Source organism: Nonomuraea sp. 10N515B (assembly GCF_052245915.1).
Classification (GTDB): Bacteria; Actinomycetota; Actinomycetes; order Streptosporangiales; family Streptosporangiaceae; genus Nonomuraea.
Map to the genome: position 1 here is coordinate 1 of NZ_JBQQBQ010000112.1, position 16,412 is coordinate 16,412.

Here is a 16,412-nt window from a genome sequence, read left to right on the forward strand (position 1 = left end):
ACTGAGCACCACCACGACACCGTGAGCACCAGACCCCGTCAGGCCACCGCCTGGCGGGGTCGTTCATGTCGTCCACATAGACACCACGAACGCCGCCTGCGTGCTCATTTTCAGCGTCGCCCTACAACAGGCCGGTAACCCGCCCTTGTCCCACCTGCGCAAGCTGTCACGACGACCGCTGCCCAACGGCGAGGAACGGCGCGAACTCGCCTCCAGCACCACCCAGGAGATCCTCAGCGGCAAGCGGAGCCGTATCCCCTCCTGGGCCTGGGTGATCTCCTTCGTCGTGGCCTGCCACGAGGCGGCGAGGACGGGGAACCTGGACATCGGCCCGGTGGACGTGGAGACCTGGCGGTCCCGCTGGCTGCACACCCGAAACGCCGACCGGGCGGCTGCCACCCCAGGCGGGCGGCCCTTCACCGCTCTTCCCGCGGGCGCACCAGCCGCGATGGCACCCACCGACCGGCTGACCGTCAGCGAGACGATCCAGTGCTACCGCGAAACCCACGGCCGGATCGGCGCACGCCTGGCCCGCCTGGCCATGAACGGCGACGCCGATGCATGCTTTCAACTGGCGCTGCTCACCCTGCTGCGCGGCTGGGGCCACGACGGCACCGAATGGCTGCGCCGGGCCGTCGACGCCGGCCACGTCGGCGCGATGGCGCTGCAGGACAGCCGCGACCTTCGCGAGGAAGCCGCCGCCGTCGCCTACCAGTACGGCTGCACGCTCGAGGCAGGCGGCACCACCAAGACCAGCATCGCCTCCTTCTTCTACCGGCTGGCAGCCGAGACCGGCCACCCGCAAGCGGTCGCCAAGATCACCCCCAGCGCCCCCCAGAAGCGTGCGGAGTCATCGGCCCAGCCGCTGGCCGCACCGCTCACCAACGTCTTCGACAACCCCTTCCCCCCATTGCTGGACGACGGCTTCCCCGACCTCATCTCCGCCCAGCTCGGCACACCATGGCAGGAGACGCCGCCCATCATCGAGTCCATCCCGGACCGGAGCATGACCACCAAGCGACTCGCCCCCGAGGGGGCAATGCAGCGCTCCGCTGAGGAACCCATGATCAGGCCGCTGGAGCCAGGCTTCGACTCGCGACGCTACGAGGCGTCCCAGTAACGGGGCCCTCAATGGTTACCCGGGGGGACGGTACGAAACCCGCCGCGTGCGGTCCCTAACCGACTTCGGCCCCGGGGGGCCAGGGATGGGCTCACCGGAGCCGGGGTTCTGCCAGCGACCGCGTAAGAGCGATGGGCAAAGGCGCGTGCGGTCGTACAACCGTCCACCCACCGCGAGTCCCTTCTGCAGGAAGGCGTAGTGACGGCGAGGCCCTCGCGGATCGGGTTGGAACGCTTGCCGTACAAGAGCATGATCGAGACGTGCGCCAACGAGCAGCCCAGGACGAGCTGGGGACACTCTTGGACGTTTCTGTACCGAATGGGGGTTTTGTCCGTCCTGGGGGTTCGATAGAAACCCGCGCATGGCCCCGCCTCCCCACCAGCGCAAACAGCCTCACACACGGCTGCGCGGCCCGATCGAGCCGATGCTAGCCTTCCCCGTCAAGTCTGCGTGTTGAACTTCTTACGGTTGTCTCGCCGACGTCGTGGAGCCCCAGCGTGGAGTGCCAGCCAGCGCCTGTCGCTTCTCAGCAGCCATCCCCTGCACTCCGGCGGCGAGACCGACCACAGGTAACCATCCCGGCGCGACTTCGATGACGAGCTGACGCTGGGTCACTTAAGGAGTGTGATTGGGCAGGCTCCCGCTCCGGGGCGTGCCGGGACCGCCTCGGCCGGGCAGGCGAGCCTGGGAGCGCAGGGCCAGCGCTCCCGCGATCAGGTGGGGGCCAGGCGAACAGTTCGAAGGTGCTTGAGCAGCCGTGCGGCGCGGACGACAGAAACCAGGCGACTGGGTGGAAGAATGTGGGCACCAGCAGCGCCAGGCCGACGAACGGCGCGCTCGGATGCGGGGCCAGCGCGGCCCCGATAGCAGCCAGGCCGACCCAGATGTAGAGGGCCTCGGCAGTGTCGAGATGTAATGCGGTCAGCGCCCAGGTGCCCTGCAGCTCCGCCCAGCAGCCGACGATGCCGTCGGAGGAGTGTTGCGCCTCAGGGCGTGCCGGTCAAGGACGGTGACGTGGCGCGGCTGTCCCCACTGGGCTACGCCCACCTCAACTGTCTGGGCTGCTACGCGATCGCTTCCTCGGCCCCGGACAAGCGCCTGCGGCCGCTCGGCGCGGTGGCGTTGCCCGCTGTCGTGGACGAGGACGGCCTCTGAAGCGCGGACCGAATCGAGGTGGCGTGAAGTGGCCACCATCGTTATCGCGGGTTTACGGCTCTTCTTGCTGGCCAGAATGCGTGATCTTTTTTCTCACGTGTGGCACGTTCAGCATGTAGCAGCGGCTGTGCGACCACGCGGGGCGAGGGCGATGTTGAGCCGGCCCGGCTCGTTGGTGCCACGCTCCTTACTCGCGCTCGCCAGCGAGGCCAAGATTCGCGTAAGGAAAGCCGCAGACAGTTCGGCAACCGTGGAGTTACGGTGTGTGATCGGCGGCTGGTGCGGCCCGTGCCTTGAGGTACGTGGGGAGGGCGATCTATGAGCGGTCCCGACCGGCAGGCCGATGAAGTGGGCCAGATGCGGTCGGCCCACCCGGCGGGCTAGCGCACGAGGCCGGTGATCTCCACGACCTCACGCAGGTTGTTCAGCTGCCGGAACAGCGCCAGCGCCTGTTCTCGTGCCTGCCGCGCGGCATCGTAATCTCCCCTGGCGTGGCGCGCGGCTTCTAGGGCTTTGAGCGCGAGAGCCTGCTCGTGCGTGTTGCCTGCCTGGCGGCTGATCTCGACGGCGTCATTGAGGTTGCCGCACGCGGAATGGTGCTGCCCTGCGGCGTGGTCGAGCTCTCCGAGCAGGCGCAGGCCGACGCTCTGGCCGAGGGGGACGGTGTACTCCTCGAAGACCTTGAGGGCGCGTTCGATCTCGTCACGCGCGTCCGCCTGCTGAAGGGCTCGGTTGAGATTGCCCGCAGAGAGGAGGAGGTACGCCTCAAGCAGTCGCTCACTCCGGCTGCGGCACACGTCGATGTGATCTTGGACGCGGTCCAGTATCTGTTGTCGTGCGGCGCCTGTATCGGCGGGCGCGGCGGCCAGTTCCCACAGGGCCAGCACCCGGTCATGGATGGCGCCGCTGCGTTCCGCGAGCCTGAAGCTGAGCTCGGCATAGCTGGCGGCGTTCGGACGTCCCTGCTCGCGCGCGATGATGGCCCGCAGATACCACAGGCGGCCCTGGCCCAGCTCGTATTCAGCCCTCGTCGCGGCCGTCATGGCTTCCGTCGCGTGCGCGAGCGCATGTCCGAAGTCGCCTTTGTGGCGCAATCCGAACCCGCGCAGGAACAGGGCGTCGATCTGACCATGGAGGTCGTCGGTCTGACGGAACGTCTGCAGCGCGGATTCCGCTCCGACCAGGATGATCCCGGGGGGCGCTTTGACGCCTGTCATCCGCAGATATCCAAGGTTGCGGAGCATTACCGCCTCACCGCGGCGGTTACCTGATTGGGCGCACACTTGACGGGCCAGTTCGTGGGTCTGCAGCCAGCTGTGGTAGAGGCCGCGGAAGGCGAAGTAGTTGATCGCGGTGGCGGCGAGTTCCCATGCGGTGTCGTCGTCCAGTCCGGTCGCGCCCGCCTGGGCGATGAGCGTGGGCAGGGCGGCGCGCTCGCTGTCGAACCATGCCGTGGGGTTCGCCTGGATCGCGCGGACGATGGCCGGATCGGGAGGCCATCGAGGGGCCGATCCGTGGATGTCGGCGGCGACGCGTTCGGCGAGGAGTCGATCGGCAGTTTCTGCGAGGGCGAGCCAGGCGCCCAGCGCGCGGGTGCGGAGCTGGACGTGTACCTCGGTCGGGTCCTCATACTCGGCGCGCTCGCGGGCGTATAGGCGGACGAGGTCGTGCAGGCGATAGCGGTTCTGCCCCAGCCCGTCGGTGCCGGCCCAGGTGAGCAGTTGGGCGTCGAGGAGGGAATCCAGGTGGGTTTCGGCCTGCTCAACTGAGATGTCGAGCATCGCGGCCGGTAGCCAGGCGGCGAAGTCGGGGACGTCGAGCAGCCCCAGCGAGCGGAAGAAGAGCCGGCTCCCGGGCTCCAGCGCGGCATAGCTGAGCTCCAGGCTGGCCCGCACCGCCATGTCGTCCTCGGAGAGCTCGTCCAGCCGCTGCCGTTCGTCCATCAACCGCGTGGCCATCCGCTCCAGCGGCCAGTGCGGCCGCGCGGCCAACCGTCCGCCAGCCACCCGGATGGCCAGCGGCAGATAGCCGCAGAGCCGCACTATCGTCTCCGCGGCCTCGGGTGCACCGGCCGAGCGTTCGGCGCCGACGATCCTGGTTAGCAGCTGACGGGCTGAGCCCGGCTCAAGGACGTCCAGATGGAGGGGCTGGCTGCATATCCAGCCGAGCCTCCGCCGGGAGGTCACGATCACGGCGCAGCTGGAGCTGCCGGGGAGCAGCGGCCGGATCTGCCGCTCGCTTGCCGCGTTGTCCAGCACGACCAGCAGCCGGGAGTGCGCCAGAAGCCCGCGATAGCGTTCGGCGCGCTCCTCCGTGCTCGTGGGGAGCGCTCTGCCGTCGACACCCAGTGCTATGAGAAATCGGGCCAGCACCTCGCCGGGATTGGCCGGATCCTGCTCGATGCCGTGGAGATCGACGTAGAGCTGACCGTCAGGGAAGCGGGTGCGAAGCATGTGAGCGACGTGCACGGCCAGCGCCGTCTTGCCGATGCCGCCATGACCGCACAGCGCCGTCACGGCCGGCGCCGTCGCTTCGTCGCCACGGGTCAGCTGGGCCGTCAACTGCCGCACCTGCTCCTCGCGGCCAGTGAAGTCGGCGATATCTGGCGGCAGCATACACGGTGGACCTATTCCGACCGACCGCGCGCGTGAGGCCCGGCCGGGAACGGCGGGCTCCTGGTCGCGGATCTGGGCAGGACCGCGGGAGCCCGGTGCCGCGCGAAGAGGCCGCTCGTCCCGCAGGATGGTGCGCTCCAGGTCCCTGAGCTCTTTCGCCGGCTCGATACCCAGCTCGTCGATGAAAAGGCGGCGGGTCTCGCGATAGACCTCCAGGGCCTCGGTACGCCGCCCGCACCGGTACAGCGCCAGCATCAGCTGACGGCGGAGGTTCTCCCGCAGCGGGTGCTCGGCCGTCAGGCGTTCGAGCTTGGGCAACACTTCGGCGTACTGGCCTAGCGTCAGGTCCGCGTCGACGCCGGCCTCCAGGGCGGTGAGCCGGCAGCTCTCCAGCCGGGCCCTCTCCGCCTCGACCGCCGGGGTCGAGGGCACGTCGGCCAGCGCGGCAGAGCCGTGCCAAAGAGCGAGCCCCTGGGTCAGCCGGTCGGAGGCCGCCCGCCACCGGCCAGCGGCCATGTCGGCTTGTCCCTCCCTGAGAAGCCGTTCGAAGACGCCGCAGTCCAGCGACTGCGCCTCGACCTGGAGCTGGTATCCGGGGGGCCGGGTGATCAGGCGGCGCCCGAGCCCGTTGTCCATCACTCGCCGCAGGCGCATCACGTACGCGTGGATCGTGTTGTGCGCGGAGGAAGGCGGCTGTTCCCCCCAGAGCTCGTCGATGAGCCGGTCGATCGTGACCAGGCGGCCGTTCGCGAGCAGGAGCACCGCCAGCACGGCTCGCTGCCGAGGTGCACGGATCGTTTTCCATCCGTCACCGTCCGCAACCTGAAGGGGTCCGAGTAACCGGAACTTCACGACACTCTCCGTTCACACGGGAATCGTCGCAGCCATTATGATCTCGATCATGATCCGTGAGAAGAGGAGTGGATCAAACTCTGTGGGCGTGCCCTCCCGCCGCGCAGTCCTGTCAGGGCGGCCAGCGGCAGAGCGGCCACCACGGCGATGATCACCCACATCAGCCACGAAAGGCCGCCGGCCAGCAGCGGGGGAACCAGGGCTCCGGTCAGCGCGTTGCCCATCGCCGTACCGAGCCCGGACAGCAGGCCGAGCAAGCCGAGATAGGTGGCCAGCCGGTGCGGGGGTGCGATGGCGGCGATGTGCGTGTTGGCGAAGGTGGTGAAGAGGATCTCCCCTACGGTCAGCACGACGATCGGGACGTAGATCCACGCGTACGGCGCCTGTAGCCCCTGCACGGCGGCGAGCAGGAGAAAGCCGAGCAGCGTGAGCAGGAAGCCCCCGAGCATCGGGATCTGGGCCGGCAGCTTCTCCAGCACCCGGGTCAGAGGCAGGCTGAAAGCAACGATCAGGGCGCCGTTGAGCGCGAACAGGGTGGCGACGGTGGTCGTGCCGTGGACGCTGTCCAGCGCCGTGACCACGAGCGGAATCGAGAACTGGAACTGCGAGAAGACCACCCAGAAAGCGGTGATGAGCAGCGCCGCGAGGAGCAGCGACCGGTGGGTGACGATCTCGCGCAACGCCAGCCGCGCCTCGCCTGGAGCGGCGGCGGACGCCGGCGGGGGTGCGGCTGCCGCGGTGAACAGTCGCAGCGCTGCGTAGGACAGGACGTAGACCCCCGCCGCGCAGGCGAAGGTCAACGAGGGCGAGAAGGCGAACACCGCAACCCCGGCGAGCGGGCCCACCATGGACCCGACGTTGAAGCACACCGAGGTCAGCGAGAACACGCGGGCACGGAGCCGGGGCTCGCAACCGTTGATCAGCTTGTACCTCATCGCGATCACCAGGCAGCCGTCGCCCAGCCCCAGGAGGAGAATGCCGACGGTTGCGATGGGCGCGGACCGCGCGATCGACAGTGTCGAGAAACCCAGGACCATCAGGCAGAACCCCGCGGTCAGCAGCCGATCGGGAACCATCCGGTCGGTGAGGTAGCCACCGAGGACCTGCGCCCCCTTGGACACCAGGGTGAAGGCCGTCAAAACGGCTGCCGCGTATCCGATGCCGAGGCCCAGGACCTGGGAGAAGTAGACGGCGAAATAGGGGATGACCATGAAATCGGCCGCTACCGTGATCAGCGTCAGCGACAGGAGCACCCACACCTGCCGGGGCAGGCCCATCATGGCGTGGCGTTCCTGTCATGGCCGGAAGACCCGCTGGCGAACACCTCGGCGCGGGCCTGCGACGACACGCTCCACCAGGTCTCCTTGCCGTTGGCCTCACGCAGCAGCACGCTGAACGCGGCGTCGAGCTCGTCGAGCACGCGATTGAGGTCGGCCCTGGTATGGGCCCAGACGCTGTAGGCGCCGATGGTACTCCAGTTGTCGCGAGCGTAGCCAGTGGCGTCCCCGGGAGATCCGAAGAAGTCGAAGTCGACGACGCCGGGGATAGTGTTGGGGTCGCGTTCTTGGCGTACGCGGACGATCGTGCCCAGGGGCAGGTCGATGAAGACGGTGAGGGCGACGCGCTCGGAGGTCGGGGCCGGCACCTGGGGCAAATTGGTGCGCAGGTGCATGCCCACCAGGTAGGGGGTGGCCTGCCCGCCGAAGCGCCAGTTAATCAGGTCCATGATGGCGTGGCCGGGTTCGCGGACCGCCCACTCGACCGGGTACACGGTCCCGCAGTCGATCGCCTCCAGGTGGAGGATACCCGTCTCCATCCCGGTCAGCTCGATGATCCTCATGGCCAGCTCGGCGAAGGCGTTCTGCTGCTCGACGGCCAGCTCAGCAGGCACGACCTGCACCGTCTCCACGAAGTAGGGCTCCGCGCCCTTGCCCTTGCCGGTGAAGTTCGTGAGCATCGGCAGGCCGTCCAGCACGAGGCATTCGACGCTGATCTCCCGTCCGGCCAGATACCTCTCCATCAGGAAGGGGGCGTTGCGCGCCTCAGCCAGGTAGTCCTTCAGGTCGGCGGCACAGTCGAGCCGGCGCACGCCGTCACTGCCCGAGCTCGCGCAGGGCTTGGCGACCACGGGCGCGTGCTCGGCCACGAACTCGTACGCCTCATCCGCCGTGGTGGCGACGGTGAAGGGAGGCACGGCCACCCCGTGAGCGGCGCAGAGCAACCGCTGCATCACCTTGTTACGCGAGATGGTGGCCGCGCGCAGGCCGGGGCCCGGCAGGTCGTAGACGGCGGCCACACGCGCCGCCACTTCCACGTGTTTCTCGCTGTCGGCGTACACGCCCTTCAGCTCCAGGTGCTCCGCGAGCCGCTGGACGGCGCTCAGCACCCGGACCGAGTCGAGGACGGCCACCTCGATGGGCACGTCGGCCAGGGCCAGACGGCGCTCGAACAGCTCGGTGAGCTGCCGGGCGGCGGGCACATCCCGCTGGAACGGCTCGCAGATCACCACCACGACCACTCCTTGCCGGTGACAGGCCTCGATGAAGGTGGGCAAGCCCGTTGACAGGCTCAGCCCTATGACGAGCATTGCCGGGCTCTTAGCGGTCATGTGCTGCTCCGGGGATCGGGTGTGGCTGGCAGGGGGTGAAAGTGACGAGGTCGAGGCACTTGTCCGCGCACTGGGCCGCTTCGAGCGCCGTCTCGGCTTGGACGACGATGTGACCGTGCCGGTCGCGGTAGTCGCGCAGCAGACCCGAGGACTCGATCTCCGCCGGCAGGACGAGGTCGTGGACCAGCGACGACCGCAGCGCCGCCGATCCGTCCAGCTGGAAACGTCCCTCGGTGGGCGCCGTAAGGAACCGGACGCACGCACCGCCCGCGTAAACCGGCTCTCGTTCAGGAGCGCACGCTCCCAGGAAGGCCCGGACCGTTTCCCTGGTCATGTCCACGCCGGTGGCAAGCTCGATCAGGTCGATGATGCGGCCGCCGGCGAGCCGGGCCCCGATCTCAATCAGCACCGGATCGCCGTCCTGCAGCCGCAGCTCGATGTGGGCCGCACCGACGCGGATCCCGTAGGCCTCGTGGACCCGCTGGGCGAACCGGTAGACGCGGGCGAGCTCCGGCCCCCGCAGAGCGGACGGCACGGTGTGACCGAGCTCGACGAAATGAGGGCCGTCGGTCACCAGCTTGTCGGTGACGTTGACCAACGCGGGACCGGAGCCGAAAGTGACGGTCTCAACGCTGACCTCAGGTCCGGTGACGAGTTCCTGGACGAGGGCGAAGGCGGCCACCGGATACTCCCAGTCCGCTTCCGGCGGCCGGCTCCAGATGCGAGCGCAGCACTCCAGCAGCTCCTCCGGGGAGCGGACCTTGTAGACGTCGCAGCTTGCCGCCGTGTCGGGGGCCTTTACCACGGCCGGATAGCCGACGTCGTTGGCCGCCTCCAGCGCCTGCCGCTCGGTGGCTACCACATGAGTGCGCGGAATGCGCAGCCCGCACTGGCGTGCTCGCTCCGCCATGCGGTCCTTGAGCCGGAGGGCGTCGATGTGGCGCAGGTCATTGCAGGCAAGCCCGAATCGGGCCGCGAGACGGTGCGCGAGCGGGACGAAGTATTCGAATCCAGGGATCACCGCGGTGATCGGGTGAGTACTGTGCAGCCGCTCCGCTTCACGCAGGACCGCTGCCGTGTCGCTCACGTTGATCTGGATCAGCGTATCGATCCACGGCCGGCAGGATTCCTCCAGCCGGATCGGGCCCGCGTCCAGCGCCATCACGCTGACCCGGGCGCCCAGCGCACTGGCTGCGGCCGGAAGGCCGGTTCCCGAGCTCAGCGGCTCTACGATCAGTACATGGTCTGACATGCGCCCCTCCTCGCACGATCACAGGCAGGTGTCGAGCAGGGATTCCGCTCCCCGCCGGTATGCGGCCAGGAAGGTCTTCAACCGGGAGACCGTGGGCTCCAGGTCTTCCCCGACCGTCCTCCCCCAGCGCTCGCCCTGGAAGATGAACCGGATGAGGAACGTGTCGGGAGCGGTGTGGATGGCGGAGAGGTGATCGATGAACTGGGCGTAGTTCTCCGTATACACACCTTTCAGCAAGCCGTCCGGATTGGGCTCGCTGGCGACCCCGTGGGAGTCGAGCAGATACCGGCTGACCAGATAGTCTTCGATGTTGGACAGGTAGATCGTGTCCGCTCGCTCGCCGAACTTGTCAAGCAGGTCGTTGATCAGTTGGATACTGGCGGCTGAGGAGAAGTTGCCGAGCATCGGGATGATGCGGTCCTCCAGCTGCATCTGGCGCACATACGCGAACCGGTCAGCGTCGGTGAGGAAATGGAAGTTCCTCCGGTAGGAATTCCTCGCGAGGATGACGTCACGCAGCGTCGGGCTGCCCAGCGCCTCGGCGCATTCCTGGTTCACCGCAGTGATGGCGAGTTGCCTGGCGAAGAACTGGCCGTACAGGTAGGAGAGGCGGTCCAACTGCCCGTCGTTGAATTCCCACCGCCGTTTCGCCTCCGAGCGCAGCCATTCCAGGTTGTCCCGGTAGGTCTCGGGGTCCGGGGTGCCCCGCTCGAAGGCGGCGACCAGATCCTCCGCCTCCTTGATGTCCGCGCTCGGAGGCGGCTCCTCCACCGGGCGCGAGAACAGCAGCAGCAGGTAGTCCAGCGGATTCGTGGCCCGCTCGATGAGCATCTTGAACATGAGATGTTCGATCAGGTTGTCGAGGCGGCTGTCGCAGATGATGGCCAGACGAGGCCGGAGAGCGCCGATGTAGGTCAGGTTCTGACAGGGGCCCACCCCGATGTAGGCCCCAGTGCCGGCCGCTCCGGTACCGGGCCGGCATTTGGCGATGGCGTCGTTGTGAGCAACCTCCGAGGTCACGAAGCAGTCCATCGTGTAGCCGCTCGGGGAAACGCTTTCAGTGAGACCGAGTCGGATGACGTCATCGAGGTTCGATGATCGCATGTGGTTGCCTTTCGTCGTGGAGGGGATGCGGGATCAGTCACGCCAGCCGACCAGCGCGGCCATGCCGTCGTAGCCGGACCGAAGAGCCTGCTCAGGGGTGTGCTGCGTGAGGACGGAGCGGAAATGCCCATATGGGGCGTAGCTCTTCTCGATGTCCGCCAGCGACAACGGGCACGCGGGATACTCGGGACCCTCTGGCCCAGCCTTGTAGCCCGTCGAGCCGACCATGTGGGCGGTGACGAACAGTCCGCCCGGCTTCAGCGACCGCAGGAGTGAATCCAAGGCGGTGGCGAACACCTCAGGATCGTGGGTGATCGACTCCGCCACGAAAAAGCACATGACCGCGTCGTAGTGGTCCATCGGCAGGTCGAAGATGCTGCCTGCCTTGACGGCGGCGGTGGCGCGCACCTTCCGCAGGCTCGTACGGTGGCCCGAAAGCCGCATGTGGCGCTCAAACTTCGACCAGACGGCGAGCTTCTCACCGTCCGTGCCCTCCAACGCGTCACGCAGGTAGTCACGGTTCGCGGCAGAGTGCTCGACGAACTCTAGGGTGCCGTTCTCGTGCAGGTAAGGGGCCAGCAGCAGAGCGGGATACAGGTTCGGGCCTGCTCCGATGTCCGCAGTCAGTTTGAGGCTCTGCGGAACGACCCCGAGGTCGCGCAGCCCATCCATCACGAATCGCATGATCTGCATGTCTTCGTGCAGGATCTGGCGTCCGTAGTTCTGGTTCACGTACGTAAGGGTGTCGAAGCCGTCCCAGTCGACCATCAGAACTCCCAACTCGCTCGGGTGATGGCCAGCGTGAGCGCCGGGCCTGACTCCTCTCTGACACGGCCTTCACAGAAGGTCAGCCAGCCGTCAGCCATGAGTCATTACGGGCCCTCATCCTCCCCACGTCAGAGAAAGCGCCGTCGAAGTGCTCACTCGAGCGCTTCTGTTCACCAGCAAGGAGGCACCGACGCCATGGATCACGAACTTGGCATACGCGCCGCCGCCAAGAGAATCGACATGCACACCGTCCGGACGCCGTTTCACCCGCTCGGCAAGGACGACATCTTGGTCAAACGGGAGGATCTGCAGGTAAGCGGATCGTTCAAGATCCGTGGCGCCGTGAACACCTTCCTGACTGCCGCGGGAGACCGGCGCCAACGGGCGCTGGTCACCGTCTCCACCGGGAACACGGGCCGCGCCCTGTGTGCTCTCGGGAAGTGGTTCTCCGTGCCGGTGCACGTTTTCGTGCTGGAAGACTGCCAGGCCAGCAAGCTGGATGATCTGCGCCGAATGGGCGCCACCGTCCACCTGGCCGGACGGTCTTTCCTCGCGGCCAGCATGACGGCGCGTAACTTTGCCGACGAGCATGAGATGTTGTACTGCTCGGCGGGGGCCGACTGGGATTTCTTACACGGCCTGGGAACCATCGTCCTCGAACTCCATGACCAGCATCCGGACCTGGACACGCTGTTCCTGCCGGTCGGCGGAGGCGGCTTGGCCGCGGCTGTCGGCACCGCTTACGCGGCCCTTCCCGAGGTCAAGAAGCCGACAATCATCGGAGTACAAGCCGCGAATTCGCGGCCCATATACGACTTCTTCCACTTTGGTCGGATCATCACCGACGCCGCGCCCACCATGGCGGACTGCCTGGCCGGAGAGCCGGAGGCCAACGCCATTATTCTGGACGTCGCCAAGTCGGTTCTCTCCGACGTCGTCTTGGTCTCCGAGTCGGAGATCGAACTGGCCACGAAACAGCTGGTCTCCTACGGCATCACGCTGGAGCCGGGCGCCGCCGCCGGTTACGCCGCCTACCTCGCCGCGATCGGCGGCGACGGCGTCACGGGGAAGGTCGGCGTCATGCTCACCGGTGCAGCCTGAGGCCCGGCAGTCGGCAGGCGTTGCGCCACGTACTGATCAGATCTGTACGCGCGAATCTCCGCCGCCTGGGCGCCGACCTACTCCTCGAGGTCAACAGCAACTACGTCGACTCTCACGGCCAGTCCGAGATCGGGTTCGATGGCTGCGGGCACGGCCCTGCCCTCGAATCCGCGCTCCGCAACGGAACGGACCCTCCTGATGACTGCAGCGTTGCCTCTCGCGCGCTCCTTCGACTCCTCCAGTGCCCGGAGGCTCCACACGGCAGCCCGGCAGATCTACGCCGAATGCGGTACCGCGTCTCCCTCCCCAGAGCTGTTCACCCGGGTCGGCCAAGCCGTGGAGACCCTCGGCGACGCCGTTCTCGAGCAGTGCCGGCCCGTGGACACCGCCGACGGCCTATTCGTCCTGACCGGGCTCAGCCTCGACGACGAGACGCTCGGCGCCACCCCCTCCAACTGGGCCACAGCAGGTGAGGGAGGAACGCAGGACATCGTCCTGCTGCTGCTGTCCGCCGCGATGGGCAACCCCCTCGCCTGGTCCGGCCAGCAGGACGGCCGCTTCGTGCAGAACATCGTGCCCGCTCGCGGGCACGAGAGCGAGCAGACCGGCGCGTCCAGCACCGTGCTGCTCGCCCCGCACACCGAGGACGCCTTCCACCCCGGCCGGGCGAGCCTGCTGCTGCTCGGCTGCATGCGCAACCATGACCGCATCGCCACGACAGCAGCGAGCATCCGCAGGACGCGCCTGGACGATGCCGACATCGAGACCCTGAGCAGGGCGGAGGTGCCGATCCTGCCCGACGACTCCTACACCGAGGCCCAGGCCTACACCCGTCAGCCGCCGCCGGCCGTCCCCACCTTGTTCCATGCCGACGACGGACTTACCGTGCGCTTCGACCCGGCCTACACGCCCCTGGAGCAGGCCTCTGCGGCCTACCAGGACGCCTATCGCCGGCTCATCGACGAACTCATCCGGGTGACCGTCTCACTCGCCCTGTCCCCTGGGGAGGTCCTCGTCATCGACAACGATCAGGCCGTGCACGGCCGGGTGCCCTTCCGGCCGCGCTACGACGGCACCGACCGCTGGCTCAAACGAGCCTCCGTACGCGTCCGCGGCCGGCGCACCCGCCCACCCGCAGAAGCCGACGAGCACGGCTACGGCCAGGCCGTCCTGGAGATGGACCCGCGAACCGGAAAAACGTCATGACTGGCACCGACTCGCGCATCCTCTCGGCCACCGATCTGGCCGGGCTGGAGATCTCCCTGGCCGACGTGGCCGTCAGCATCAAGGACACCTACCACACCCCGCACACGGGCCGCTCCAACAACCCACGCAAAACTGACCGTCAAGCCGGCCGGCTACGCGATCGGGTGCTGTTCGAGACCGCCTACGTCTGCGGCGCCCGTGCCTCCGAAGTCTGCGGCCTGTACGTCGAGGACCTGGACCTGCGACTGGACGACGAACACGTCCGCATCCACGGCAAGGGCGGCAGCGTGCGCACCGTGCTGCTGGACGACCGCGGCTACGTCGCCCTGCTCAAGCCCTACCTGGCCCGCGCCAGCTACACCGCCGGGCCGCTGTTTCGCGCCTCCATCAACGGCCGCGGACCGCTGTCCTACGACGCCGCCCACCACCGCTGGCAGACCTACTGCGCGCAGGCTGGCGTCGAGATCGACATCCACCAGTTGCGCCATCCCACGCCACCGAACTCATCAACGCCGGCGTTTCCATCGAGGCTGTGCGCCGCCGCCTCGGCCACGCCTCCACCCAAACCAGCCAGCTGTACGCGCTGCTGGACGACAAGGTGGCCGACGCCGAGATCCGCGCCGCACGCCGACGTCGGGACTGGGCAACGAGCTGAGGAATCTTCGCAACCAAGAGCAGCCTCAGCTCGCTGCAATCAAGATCCTTCTCAGCGCCAACGGTTGTCCGCCGGTTCCTCACCCCCGGTGTTGAAGACGAGGAGGGTCAGCGCGTTGAGCACCAACGTCACCGCAGCGCAGATCACACCCACTTTCGGGAACTGCCGAGGCGCCCAGAGCGCGAGGAACGCCGGCACGAGGGGCAGCAGCGTCGAGGCGTATCCGGCGGTCCGCCAGACGGCGATCTCCAGCGGGCTCGGCTCCATCACCTTGTAAGCGAAATAGCCGCAGTCTTCGAGCGTCAGGATGGATAAGAACTGCGGTGTGGTGGCGGCCAGGATGGTCAGGGCACGGAACATCGGCAGCCTCTCGACAGGCGGATGATCACGGGAGAGAGTGGCGGATCGGACGCCTCTCAGCGCCGATGGTGCAGCGGTGTGACGTTGGGTTCGGGCAGTTCAAGCTGTGCCCGCAGTTCCTGGTTCTCCAGGGTGAGCTGGTGGACGACCCGGACCAGGGCGGGGACGTCCTCTCGGATCTGGGCGAGTTCCTTGTTCTTGTTTGCGATCGTCTTCTTCAACTTCTTGATGGTCTCCCGCAGGCGCACTTCAACGTCGGGGGTAGCCCCGCGGGCTTTGACCCGCTCGTAAAACTCGTTCTTCAGATCGAGGTGACGCTGGGTCAGCGCGTTTCGGGGCACCTCCGCCTCCTGGGCGAGCGCGACGACGGTGAGGGCGCCGGTCGAGTTCTGCGGCGCGTCAGCCAGGATACGGTCCATGGCGGCGCGGATGCGTTCGCGTTCGTCCAGGGCGGGGCTCATGCGGAGGGCTCCTGCAGGGTCATCCGGGTGCGGTCGTGGGTGTCGGCCAGGGCGCGGAGCTTGCCAGCGCGGGCGCGGAGTCGGTCGCCGATCAGCTGGGGGGCGTGCGCGGCGTGTTTGTCCAGAACGTCAGCCCGATCGCGCAGGCCGGTGGCGTGGCGGTCGGTGCGGACGATGTTGCCACAGCCGGGAACGCAGTGATCCAGGCTGGGCGTGTCTTTCACGCCGTCGCGGTGGCAGAGCGCCTGAGCCCGTTTGTAGTGGCAGAGCACGAACGCCTGCGGGTTGTCATAGATCATGACGTCCTCGTTGGCGATCAGCTTCCGGGCGGTGGCCGCGTTGATGGTCGCGCCTTCGAAGACGGTGGCGCGGGCGGCGGCCTTGATGACGCGCCGGGCCGCGGTCCCGGAGATCCCCTCGCCGGCGTGCAGACCATCGCGCAGGCCGGCGACGGTGTCGGCGACCGCCCGGACCGTCTCAACGTCGATGAGCTCGTGGATGCCGCCACGGCTGCGAGAGGCGTAACCCTCAGAGACGAGCGTGCTGTGCAGGTGGCCATACTGGATGGCGAGCGCAACGAGGCCGTTCGGTCGTCGGGCGATATGCCAGGCCAACGACCTGCGGAAACGCCGGATCCCGATGAGGCCATGAGGGTCGGGCGGAATGAGCTGATCGCTGAGCCCACGGACTGTTGCCTCCGCGTTCGCCCAGGCGATGAAATCCTCGATGCGCCTTCTGAGCGAGACAGGTTTGAGTGAGCCCGTGCCAGGCCGGTTCCTATGGAGATCATGGGCATTGTGGTCGAACAACAGACAGCCATCGGGAACCATGCGTTCCAAGACCCGAATGGCGTTGACGACCGGAGTGATCGCGACCCAGGGAACGTCGCGTTCGACCCCGGCAGATCGGTGGTTGCCGTGTTCGTCGACGGAGTTCTTGTATTCGTAACTGCGAATCAGATGCCGTCCGATGGTGCCGTGCTCGTCGGGCTCGGGGTCGAGGCAGCATCCGGTGCGCAAGCCGAGAACTACTGGTGGAAAGGTGTTATTCCGACCGTGCGCTATTCCTCTGCTCTGGCTTGCTGGGCTGTTATTGAAATGGCCTGAATAGGTGTCACGAGTGATGGGTCGTGCAACCGGACCGCGCGTTGTCCGT

General features: G+C 67.4%; 13 protein-coding genes. 5 read left to right on the top strand and 8 right to left on the bottom strand.

The annotated features are described in order from the left end of the window. Positions 1-100 precede the first annotated feature (100 nt). Both ACTWQA_RS56325 and ACTWQA_RS56330 read left to right on the top strand, forming a co-directional pair. Complete coding sequence (locus tag ACTWQA_RS56325; protein WP_443167010.1) at positions 101-1,120, top strand: hypothetical protein; 1,020 nt, start codon at positions 101-103, stop codon at positions 1,118-1,120. Between the two features lie 993 nt (positions 1,121-2,113). Then, on the top strand, positions 2,114-2,275 hold the full coding sequence (locus tag ACTWQA_RS56330; protein WP_443167011.1) for a hypothetical protein: 162 nt from the start codon (positions 2,114-2,116) through the stop codon (positions 2,273-2,275). 380 nt (positions 2,276-2,655) lie between these two features. Here the strand turns inward: ACTWQA_RS56330 and ACTWQA_RS56335 are convergent, their stop codons facing one another. From ACTWQA_RS56335 to ACTWQA_RS56360, 6 genes are all read right to left on the bottom strand, one after another. After that, positions 2,656-5,742 (bottom strand): AfsR/SARP family transcriptional regulator, encoded by a 3,087-nt coding sequence (locus ACTWQA_RS56335; protein ID WP_443167012.1) that lies wholly within the window; start codon positions 5,740-5,742, stop codon positions 2,656-2,658. Between the two features lie 47 nt (positions 5,743-5,789). After that, positions 5,790-7,022: an MFS transporter gene (locus ACTWQA_RS56340; RefSeq protein WP_443167013.1), complete on the bottom strand. Its 1,233-nt coding sequence runs from the start codon at positions 7,020-7,022 to the stop codon at positions 5,790-5,792. Continuing rightward, the gene (locus ACTWQA_RS56345; RefSeq protein ID WP_443167014.1) at positions 7,019-8,350 is read right to left on the bottom strand and encodes an ATP-grasp domain-containing protein; all 1,332 of its coding nucleotides are present in this window, start codon (positions 8,348-8,350) and stop codon (positions 7,019-7,021) included. Before ACTWQA_RS56345 ends, ACTWQA_RS56340 begins: the two co-directional genes overlap by 4 nt. Beyond that, positions 8,340-9,602, bottom strand: a complete 1,263-nt coding sequence (locus ACTWQA_RS56350; RefSeq protein WP_443167015.1) for an ATP-grasp domain-containing protein — start codon at positions 9,600-9,602, stop codon at positions 8,340-8,342. Before ACTWQA_RS56350 ends, ACTWQA_RS56345 begins: the two co-directional genes overlap by 11 nt. 18 nt (positions 9,603-9,620) lie before the next feature. After that, entirely contained in the window at positions 9,621-10,622 is a 1,002-nt protein-coding gene (locus ACTWQA_RS56355) for an LIC_10091 family protein (protein WP_443167016.1), read from the bottom strand. Between the two features lie 117 nt (positions 10,623-10,739). Next, positions 10,740-11,474 carry a hypothetical protein gene (locus ACTWQA_RS56360; protein WP_443167017.1) on the bottom strand — a complete coding sequence of 245 codons (735 nt, stop codon included), beginning with the start codon at positions 11,472-11,474 and terminating at the stop codon, positions 10,740-10,742. 240 nt (positions 11,475-11,714) lie between these two features. Here ACTWQA_RS56360 and ACTWQA_RS56365 point away from each other — a divergent pair, with 240 nt between their 5' ends. From ACTWQA_RS56365 to ACTWQA_RS56375, 3 genes are all read left to right on the top strand, one after another. Then, positions 11,715-12,575, top strand: coding sequence for a pyridoxal-phosphate dependent enzyme (locus ACTWQA_RS56365; protein WP_443167018.1), 861 nt, complete (start codon positions 11,715-11,717; stop codon positions 12,573-12,575). 198 nt (positions 12,576-12,773) lie between these two features. After that, positions 12,774-13,781, top strand: a complete 1,008-nt coding sequence (locus ACTWQA_RS56370; protein ID WP_443167019.1) for a TauD/TfdA family dioxygenase — start codon at positions 12,774-12,776, stop codon at positions 13,779-13,781. Continuing rightward, a complete protein-coding gene (locus ACTWQA_RS56375; RefSeq protein WP_443167020.1) occupies positions 13,778-14,713 on the top strand; it encodes a tyrosine-type recombinase/integrase in 936 nt (311 codons plus the stop codon). Before ACTWQA_RS56370 ends, ACTWQA_RS56375 begins: the two co-directional genes overlap by 4 nt. Positions 14,714-14,852: 139 nt before the next feature. On the opposite strand, the gene ACTWQA_RS56380 is transcribed toward ACTWQA_RS56375, so the two are convergent. Both ACTWQA_RS56380 and ACTWQA_RS56385 read right to left on the bottom strand, forming a co-directional pair. Then, positions 14,853-15,257, bottom strand: a complete 405-nt coding sequence (locus ACTWQA_RS56380; RefSeq protein ID WP_443167021.1) for a hypothetical protein — start codon at positions 15,255-15,257, stop codon at positions 14,853-14,855. Further along, positions 15,254-16,412: hypothetical protein (locus ACTWQA_RS56385; RefSeq protein WP_443167022.1), on the bottom strand; the 1,159-nt coding region annotated here is incomplete at its 5' end. The genes ACTWQA_RS56385 and ACTWQA_RS56380, both read right to left, overlap by 4 nt.